This is a genomic window from Granulicella aggregans (assembly GCF_014203275.1).
In the GTDB taxonomy this organism is placed as follows: domain Bacteria; phylum Acidobacteriota; class Terriglobia; order Terriglobales; family Acidobacteriaceae; genus Edaphobacter.
Genome location: NZ_JACHIP010000050.1, coordinates 1 through 8,810, shown reverse-complemented (window position 1 = coordinate 8,810; position 8,810 = coordinate 1). Strand labels below are relative to the sequence as shown.

8 protein-coding genes are annotated in these 8,810 nt (G+C 57.0%); 6 read left to right on the top strand and 2 right to left on the bottom strand.

The window, feature by feature from the left end:
- The first annotated feature begins 447 nt into the window (after positions 1–447).
- The 4 genes from HDF16_RS29515 to HDF16_RS29500 all read left to right on the top strand — a co-directional run bounded on the left by HDF16_RS29515 (position 448) and on the right by HDF16_RS29500 (position 3,671).
- On the top strand, positions 448–891 hold the full coding sequence (locus tag HDF16_RS29515; protein ID WP_184224438.1) for a hypothetical protein: 444 nt from the start codon (positions 448–450) through the stop codon (positions 889–891).
- A gap of 93 nt (positions 892–984) precedes the next feature.
- A complete protein-coding gene (locus HDF16_RS31745) occupies positions 985–2,367 on the top strand; it encodes an amidohydrolase family protein (protein ID WP_184224436.1) in 1,383 nt (460 codons plus the stop codon).
- Between the two features lie 373 nt (positions 2,368–2,740).
- On the top strand, positions 2,741–3,058 hold the full coding sequence (locus tag HDF16_RS32325; RefSeq protein ID WP_184224440.1) for a PadR family transcriptional regulator: 318 nt from the start codon (positions 2,741–2,743) through the stop codon (positions 3,056–3,058).
- Entirely contained in the window at positions 3,051–3,671 is a 621-nt protein-coding gene (locus HDF16_RS29500) for a hypothetical protein (protein WP_184224434.1), read from the top strand. Before HDF16_RS32325 ends, HDF16_RS29500 begins: the two co-directional genes overlap by 8 nt.
- 163 nt (positions 3,672–3,834) lie before the next feature.
- Here HDF16_RS29500 and HDF16_RS29495 read toward each other — a convergent pair whose 3' ends face one another.
- Both HDF16_RS29495 and HDF16_RS29490 read right to left on the bottom strand, forming a co-directional pair.
- A complete protein-coding gene (locus HDF16_RS29495; RefSeq protein ID WP_184224432.1) occupies positions 3,835–6,285 on the bottom strand; it encodes an LptF/LptG family permease in 2,451 nt (816 codons plus the stop codon).
- 53 nt (positions 6,286–6,338) lie between these two features.
- The gene (locus HDF16_RS29490; protein ID WP_184224431.1) at positions 6,339–7,994 is read right to left on the bottom strand and encodes an IS1182 family transposase; all 1,656 of its coding nucleotides are present in this window, start codon (positions 7,992–7,994) and stop codon (positions 6,339–6,341) included.
- A 90-nt stretch (positions 7,995–8,084) separates the two neighbouring features.
- Here HDF16_RS29490 and HDF16_RS29485 point away from each other — a divergent pair, with 90 nt between their 5' ends.
- Positions 8,085–8,288 carry a hypothetical protein gene (locus HDF16_RS29485; protein WP_184224429.1) on the top strand — a complete coding sequence of 68 codons (204 nt, stop codon included), beginning with the start codon at positions 8,085–8,087 and terminating at the stop codon, positions 8,286–8,288.
- 50 nt (positions 8,289–8,338) lie between these two features.
- The gene (locus tag HDF16_RS29480) at positions 8,339–8,557 is read left to right on the top strand and encodes a hypothetical protein (protein WP_221313414.1); all 219 of its coding nucleotides are present in this window, start codon (positions 8,339–8,341) and stop codon (positions 8,555–8,557) included.
- The last annotated feature ends 253 nt before the right edge of the window (positions 8,558–8,810 follow it).

Sequence of the window (8,810 nt, the reverse complement as noted above, 5' to 3'; positions counted from 1 at the left end):
GATGCACAACTTCCGCAGGCTCGTCACGCGTTGGGAGTTCCACATCGAAAACTTCCTCGGCTTCGTCCAACTCGCTTGCGTCCATATGCTGCTCAAACGTTTATGAGACCGCTTCTAGTCTGTGTTTTGGGCGAAAAACGAGATCTCGACTGGCCGGCGCATGCGACTACCTGGCCAAAACGTCCTGTTAAGAGCCATGAGACCACCCTACTGCAACTTTGCACTTGCAGCTGATGGAATGATGGGGCGACACATCGAGAAACGTGAATTTATGAATGCTAACGATATCCAGACGTTGATCCTAAACAGCTTATCTGAAGTATCCACGCTGCAGTTATGGCGAAATGCCCTTTTCGAGACTGAGAAGCATCCAATAAGGGTGTTTTTTAGCTGATAATGTCGTTTCGGAGTATATCTGGCAGACCCTTGGTACAAAGGAAGGCGATCATGGTTCGGAACTTGATGTTCAGCCTAGCTTCGTTAGTTTTGGCCGTTTCTGTCACCATTGCCCAAAAGCCAAATACCGTGATTCGCATTGAGCTGCTAAACGGCCTAAACGGAGAGCCACTGAAGCTCACTGAAGTGGGGCTCGAAGTTTTCCCCGGCTACCGGGAGATTGCCGTGCAAACCGATCAAAACGGCGTCGCAGCCATAAGCATATCGAGGGACTCTACGATCTTCACTCACAACACAAAGCTCTACGTCGCCTGCGCCGACGAGCCAGGCGGACTGGTTCACAACGACTTCAAGGTGAGCGAGATACTGTCGACGGGTATTGTGCAGCCGGTCGCAAAGCCAAATCGATGTAGCAAGACCGCCGGCACCACTGTCCCTGGAGAGCTTGTACTTTTTGTGCGCCCGTGGGAGCTCGGTGAGGATAACCCGCTCTAGGAAAGGCTTTTTATAGACCAAGGACAAGGAACAGCGTGAGGTTGTCTCCCCGTCGTTCTATTCTGCTGATGGGGAACACTCCAAGGAGGACAGGTGAAGCGACTACTGCTGACGCTGGCCGTCTCAGCTTCTAAAATTCTTGCCCAGGAATCCTCATCATCTATGGCCCTGATCCAACACGTCACGGTCGTAAACGTAGTGACGGGCGAAGAGCTTAAAGAGCAAACGGTCAAGCTTCAAGGAGGCCGAATTCTGTCTGTCGCGTCGACGGAGCCGAAAGACGGTCAAGCTCCCGGTGCAGTCGATGCCCATGGTGGCTTTCTCATTCCTGGCCTATGGGACATGCATGTCCATGTTCATGAGACAGGAGAGCTGCCCCTTTACATTGCGAATGGCGTAACGGGAGTTCGCATGATGGCGGGAGAGCGGGATACAGCGGCGTTGCGAGCCGAACTTTCCAAGAAGACCCCAGCCCCGGATATATATCTGGCAAGCGCCATCGTCGATGGCAGCTCTCCAATGTGGCCCGGCTCAATCGTCGTCAAGAAACCTGCCGACGCCCTCCGTTCAGTCGATGAGATCAAAGCTGGCGGGGCAGACTTCATTAAGGTCTACGACGGCGTTCCCCGGGAAGCTTACTTCGCCCTGGCGGATGAGGCGAAGCTGCAGCACATCGACTTTGAAGGCCATGTCCCGGAGGCCGTGACAGCACAGGAGGCCTCAGCGGCCGGTCAGCGCTCGATCGAACACCTTACAGGAATTGCCCTGGCGTGTTCGAGCAAACAGGAGAATCTGAAGGCCGCCATCGAACATGCACGATTCTTCCTCGACCGGCTCAGGGTTGAGGCTGAGGGCTACCGCAGCTTCGACCAAGCAAAATGCCAGGCTCTCTTCGCGGAGTTTCGTCAGAACGATACCTGGCAGGTACCGACGCTGACTGTGAATCGCATGTGGGGCAGGCTGGACGATTCGAAGATGACCTCCGATCCTCGATTGACCTATGTCGATCACAAATCCAGAGAGAGATGGGAGGAAAGAACACAGCCGCAGATCAGGCGCTGGAACAACTCGGATTATCAAATGGCGCGGGGCATATTCGGGGTGGAGGAAAAGATTGTGGGCAGCATGTATCGGGCTGGCGTTCCGCTCATGGCTGGGACGGATGCAATGAATCCCTATTGCTTACCGGGTTTCAGCCTTCATGATGAACTAGCGCTCATGGTCGATTCAGGTCTCACGCCGCTTGCCGCCCTACAAACGGCAACGATCAATCCCGCGAGATTTCTACGTCGGACCTCCGAGTTGGGAAGCATAGAAGCTGGCAAGAGTGCCGATCTGGTCCTGCTCCGCGCCGACCCGCTTACGGACATTCACAACACGACTCAGATTGAGGCCGTGTGGCTGCATGGCCGGTACTTCGATCATGCTTCTATCTCAGGTCTCCTGGAAGCTGCAAAGGTGGAGGCAAGACATTGACTTTGAAAATGACTATCCCTGTGCATAGTTACCTTTTCGTGCTGTCAACCTTCACAATAGCTGCGGTCAACCGACCGTTTCTGCTTGGTCAGGTCCTCCAAATTGGTCACTCGGACTTCAACTTATGCAAGAAGGTTGAACACACCAATCGGATTGCCAGAGTTGCGGTCGCCCCGCAAGCAAGAACAGGTGAGATGTAAAGAGACAGTGAACGCCTTTGGATTCATAAACCAAAGGGCAGGGCAGGGCAGCGCACTGCTCTGAAACGGTGGTTTCAGAGAATACAAGCAAGCGCGTCCTGGGTCATCGGCGAGGACGGCACTCCAGTTCGCTATTGACGGGAGAAAAGGTCAGCTATATCGTAATTCGTACTATGGCAAGACGGCCAAACGAGGGACCAGCCTCTGATCCAGAACTATTAATCCTGTCGAGCCTAACAACCGGCCCGAAGCACGGCTACGCCATAATGACCGACGTACGCGTGATGGCCAACGTGACGTTGGGGCCTGGAACGCTCTACACCGCCATTTCGCGTCTCGTGGAAAGCGGTTGGATCACAGCGTGTGAGGAGAAGGGGCGACAACGTCCCTACAAGTTGACCGGCAGCGGCAAGGATCACCTGTGTGACCAACTCAATAAACTACGTGCATTGTCTGCTGTTGCACTCAGGAGGCTACGCGCTCATGAATGACCGGGGCTTAGTTGTGGCACTTCTCAAGATGTTCCCAGCAGAGTGGAGGGCCGAGTATGGACTTGAGCTCTCCTCACTGTTGGAACAAGATAAAGTCACGCCGGCAATGTTCTGGAATGTGCTGTTCTCTGGCCTGCGTCAACGTATTCGCAGTTCTTCCTCCTGGATAAACGCCGGCACCTTGCTGGCACTGTATTTTCTGCTAGGTCTCACTGTGAACACCGTTTGCGCAATGTCCCCAGGAAGCTACAGTGTGTTTTGGTACGGCTACCTACCTCTGGAACTCGGTATTGGTTATTGGCTCAGGAGAGAAGGCTCACGCTCTCCTGGTTGGAGTACCGCGTGCGCAGTTCTCGTTGGGTCTCTGCCGCTGATGGCATTGGAGATTCTTCGGAACGTAAACGTTTTGAATCCTACAATTCTTGATCTACAAGGCCATGTGTTGCGGCTTGGACGCGGCTTTACAGAGTTCGCCTATCGAGGGGCTCCGGTTCGTCACGATGGCTACACTTGGTGCATCGTGGTGCTCCTAAGCATCCTCTTCGCCACCGCTATCGGACGACTGGGAGGTCAGCTCGCGGACGCCGTTCAAGCCTTCCGAATTGCCAAGTAGACGGTAACGGTCCCAGTCCGTTCCATCCGCGCGGGAGCACGGAGATTCTCTGAAATACGGCATCTCAGAAACCTGGGCGACCTAAGTTCACCCACGACAACTCCGGTTGTCAGGGGTATTTCTTTACCTCTACGGACTGGTCGCCGCCTGCGATGAGGGCACCCTAGGTAGGTGTTCTAAGGAGTAGATAGCTGCCAACGATCGCGAAGAGAAGGTCTGGCGCCCCTGCGGCGAGCGACGGTGGCAGCGCGCTGACATTGCCCATCGCTTCGAAGAGTCTGTCTGTTCCCATGTAAACAACAGCGATGCCAATGGCTGCGGCGAATCCAGCGACGCCGCCGCGTTTGCCGGTCGAGAAGGCGAACGGCATGCCGATAATCGCCATCACGAAGGCAGTGGCAGGGTAGGCGAGTTTGCGGTCAAGTTGGACGGAAAGCCGCTTAGTATCGAAGCCGGACTGGCGCAGGTCCGAGATATAGCTGGAGAGTTCGCCGAAGGACATCTCCTGCGACTGGCGATCTTCCTTTTTGAAGTATTGCGGCTCTTCCTTGATCTGCGGAAAGGTCGTGAGGACAAAGGGTTGGTAGGAGGCTAGGGATTTGCCGGAGAAGGTGCGAACCCACCCGCTTTCGAAAAGCCAGCGGTCGACGCGGCCATCCCAGCGTGCGGAGGCGGCGAAGATGCGGCGTTGGAGCGTGAAGGTGGCCGGGTCTAATTCGAAGACGGTGAGATTGGCGAAGACGTTGCGATCGGAATCGAAAAACTGGTAGTAGAAGATGCGGACGGGCTCGACGGCTCGCGCTTGCGGCGGAGCTTGGCGAGATCCGGAGAAGTTGGTAAGCACGGCATGTCGCCCCTGGTCGGTGGGTAACTGACCAGAGATCCATTTACGGTCTGGACGAAGAAAGGTCTGGGCGGGCTTGCCTTTGATGGTGTTGCGAAGGGCTTCCTGGCGGCGGTTCGCCGCGGGAAGGTAGAACTCGTCAAAGGCGAAGAGTGAGCAGGCGATAACCGCTGCCAGGACGACGACTGGTATGAGGATGCGGTAAAGGCTGATGCCAGCGGCCTTCATGGCGGTGAGCTCGGACGAGCGTGAGAGCGCGCCGAAGGTAATGAGGACGGCCACGAGAACGCATAGCGGCGTCACGTTGTAGAGGATGTAGGGGATGAGGTTGAGGAGATAGTCACCGACGGTGACGAGCGGTGTGCGGTTGCGAATGATGTCGCCAATCAACTCGAAGAAGGTAAAGATGGTGAAGAGAATCCAGAAGGTGATCAGGACGAGCGCGAAGTTCGAGATAAACGCGCGCATGATGTACTCGTCAAGGATGAGCGGAAACTGGATGTGAAGACTGGAGCGAAACCGCTGGGCAAGGCTGCGGGTGGGTTCCTTGGCTTCTTCGACTGACTCCGCTGTTTTGGAGCTTCCAGGGCGTAGCTTGCGAAAAACGTTGGACAAGGTGAGGCCGATGCTCGAGACAACTGAGAGCGCGAGGCCGCCGACGGACATCTGCTGCAGGAGGATGAGGCCGGCGACCGTAAAGAGTAGGTTGGCTCCCCAGACGCCGACAAGTGCGGGGAGTTTGCCTTGCGTTGCAAGCGCGACACCGATGGACGAGATAAGGTAGTAGGTAAAGACGAGCAGGATGGTGAGAACGAAGCCGGCTGATTTGCCTCCGCGTTTCGACCAAAGGCCAAGCGGCACGCCGACGAGCATGAGCACAAGGCAGGCGAAGGGGTAGGAGAATCGCTTGTTGAGCTCGATGCGGTAGGGCCGGGCGGCTATCCTGGCGGCGGGGTCAGCATTGCCGAGGGCGATCTTGCGACGGAGTTCGGAGAGCGGCAGGGCCTCGTAGCGGGTATTCGAGCGGGAGATGTGGGTATCGTTTTGGGCGCCGGACTGTATGGGGATGTCGGCCGTGGTGAATCTTTCGATGTTGTCTGTGTTCGGGTTGGCGTCGGAGACCTGGTATTGACCGCCATCTTTTAGGAGGAGGTGCAGATCTCCCGGACCTTCGGTGGTCACGATGGCCTGCTCGGCGGTTTTGACGAGGGGGTTCGCGGGTTGGGTGAGGTCGGCGATGAAGACATGGTGCCAGAGCGCGGCACCATTACCCGGGACGACGTCCTGAACGTAGAGGATCGTGTTCTTGAAGTCTTCGTCGAAGACGCGGGGCTCGACTTCAAAAGAAACCTGGGCGTATTTTAGTCGGTCTTCGAGCTTCAGGAGCGAGGAGGCGGCATGAGGTTCGAGGTAGAAGGAGTTGAAAAGACCGAGCAGAACCGCGGCGAAGGATACCAGTGAGACGATACGAACGAAGTCAAGCGCTCCCATTCCGGCGGCGCGCATGGCAGTAATTTCTGAGTCGGCGGCCAGGCGCGAGAGGCCGAGCAGGATGCCGACGAGAACGGCCATTGGAATGGTGACGACGAGAACGTCGGGCAGGAAGTAAGCGATGAGAAGCGAAACGTCGGTGAACGAGGCGGAGCCACGTACAAAGGTTTCGAAAATGCTGCCTAGGCGCGCGGTGAACAGGATGAAGGTGAACATGACGCCACCTAGGATGGCGTAAGAAAGAACCTCGCGGAGGATGTAGCGGGTGAGGATGCGCATGCGTTTCCTCATCAGTATAGGAGGCAAACCCAACGACGACACTGGTGGCGAAATCACGCTGCTTGGAATTGGAGCGCGGCGAAGTGTGAGCAGCGGGTCTTTGCGACGGGCGTTCCATTTGTCCAAGATGCGATCCGCACCATGTTGATGGCAGCCGCGGTGAGGACGTGCTGAAGATGGGTCTTTGCAAGTCCTCGGTAGCGAGCATGTCGTAAGCTGCTGCGTCGGATCGCCTGGGCATGGGTGCCTTCGACGCCCGCGCGTAAAGCATAGGCTTTGCGGAACTCCTCAGTTGTCTGTTGCGTTCGCATTGTCTGTAGCGCTTCGTGATGCTCGCGGCTTTGCAGACCGACGATACGCGGCTCCACCTTTGATCGTGTACATTGAGGGCGTGAAGGACAGGGAGTGCAGTCGCGTCGTGCGAAGCGGGCCTCGAAGACCACGCCATTTGCGGGATACGTGTTTGGCAACCATGAGATGCTTTGTTTGCCGGAGGGACAGGTGACCGTCTTATGTTCCCAGTCGACGACGAAGGCGCTTTTGCCGAAGCCGGTTTTCTCTCTGACTTGCCAGCCTGGATCCTGTGCTACCGGACCGACGATCTCGACGCCATGATCGCGATTGCTATTAACCAGTACCTTGGCATCGGTGTAGCCCTTATCTACCAAGTGCATCGTGGGGAGTAGGTTGCGGCCGTGAAGTGATCGATGCACTACCTCTACCATGTTGTCGTCGGGGGTTGTGGCCGGTGTGGTTTCGACGTTGGTGATCAGTCGCGGGGCATCGTCGTCACAGCTCTCCGTAATATGCACCTTATATCCGACCCAGGATTCCCCACGTTTGGTACTGAAGCGAGCTTCGGAATCGTAGGGCGACGAGATAAGAGCGGCCACAGGTGACATCTCCTTCACGTCACGCAACCGAGGCTGTCCGTCGTCGTCTTCGACGAATTGCTCGTCCCATACTCGCTGCAGGATGAGGATCTCTGTAAGCGCTCGAAGACGTTCCCGGTCGATGGAGGTCTCGATCGCTTGCAAGAGCTTCCTACCGTCCAAGCCGATGACAGCCGCCAGTTGTGCTCGCGCGACGTCGGTCTTGGGAAGATTGAAGTTTTCGACCCTGCTTCCATATCGCTTGAACCACTCTGGTTCGGCAACCGCCATCAGCCACTCCGGGGCTATGACAGCAAGGCCGTTCAGCGCCGCCCGCAGCGTCTCACCGACACGCTCCAGCCGGTTCATCGTCCGGACCGCAGCCAGGACATGCGTCGAATCGGTCCGCTGCTCGCCACGCTGCTTAAGCAATCCCAGCTCCTGCACCCGTTTCAGAAGTGCATCCAACAAGATCAACTCCAGCTTTCCTTCAACAAGACGAGTGCGGAACTCGCTCAACACGGTATGGTCGAAGCCCGAGTCCACCAACTCCAGGCCGAGTGCATACTTCCAGTCGATTCGGCCCCGAACCGCATCCGCCGCCTGTCGGTCGGAGAACGCTTCCGTGAACTGGAGCACCGTCGCAAGCGCCAGACGCCAGGGAGACTCGGCCGGCTGGCCGCGCCGAGGAAACAGGGCCGCAAACTGCTTGTCCCGATACACGCCGCCCAACGCGTCGGCGATGCGAAGGCAGGCACACCGTTTAGGAAACGCCGCCAAAGCCACGCGGCGCGTTTCGTCCGGAACACGGAAGTCTTCTTGAGGTTTGAGAGACATGGTTGAATCTTCAGCGGACAGACGCTCATCGCACGCAGAGAATCATCTCCCGCACCACGGTTGATTCCTCATCCGCTGAATTCGCCACCAGTGTCAATGTTGGGCCTACCCCAAGAAGCTGAACGTCGTCTGCATGATCGCTTTGTCTCCGCGGTCATCATTGCCGCCGCCATCATCGCAGCTGTGAGGCTGGCGCGGGAGCCGGACATTGGCAAGCCATCGCCTCGGCTGTTCGCCGTCATCGCGGACAGCGTAGCGCTTGCGCGGCTGATCCTCAAGCGCGTCGCAGGGTAGGGAAGTGGTAGCCTGCTGCCGTGCCCTCCACGGCGGGCAAAAAGGCATCCATGAGAAAGATAGCGGTTCTGACCATCCTATTTGGCAGCGGCTTGGTCGCCTTCGGTGTCAGCGGATTTAGCGGTGAGTATAGCGCCAACACGCGGTTTTCTTCTGACGGTACGCCGTACAGTGGCTTGTTTGGATGGTCTATGAATGAACGGATCGAAATCGGTGTCGGCGTGGCTATGCTTGCCGGTGGCCTCATCCTACACAGGGATGCAAAGTAGGCTGACGATGGCGTACCGACTAGGGAGCCTCTGCGCGGGCGGCTGATTTGACGATGTCAGTGAATGGCTTGAGTTGGCCGCCAGTTTTGTTTCGATACTGCGGTGCTTAGCTTGGTTTCGGCGGGGGGTTGCGCTGAGTTGAAGACTCATTGCCCGTCTTCGGGCGCTATGCAGCGAGCCCTGCCAGCCGCTTGCGGTGTAAGTAGAGGTTGATGAGGGCGAAGTTCGCGCAGAGCCGGTGATGGTTCTTGGC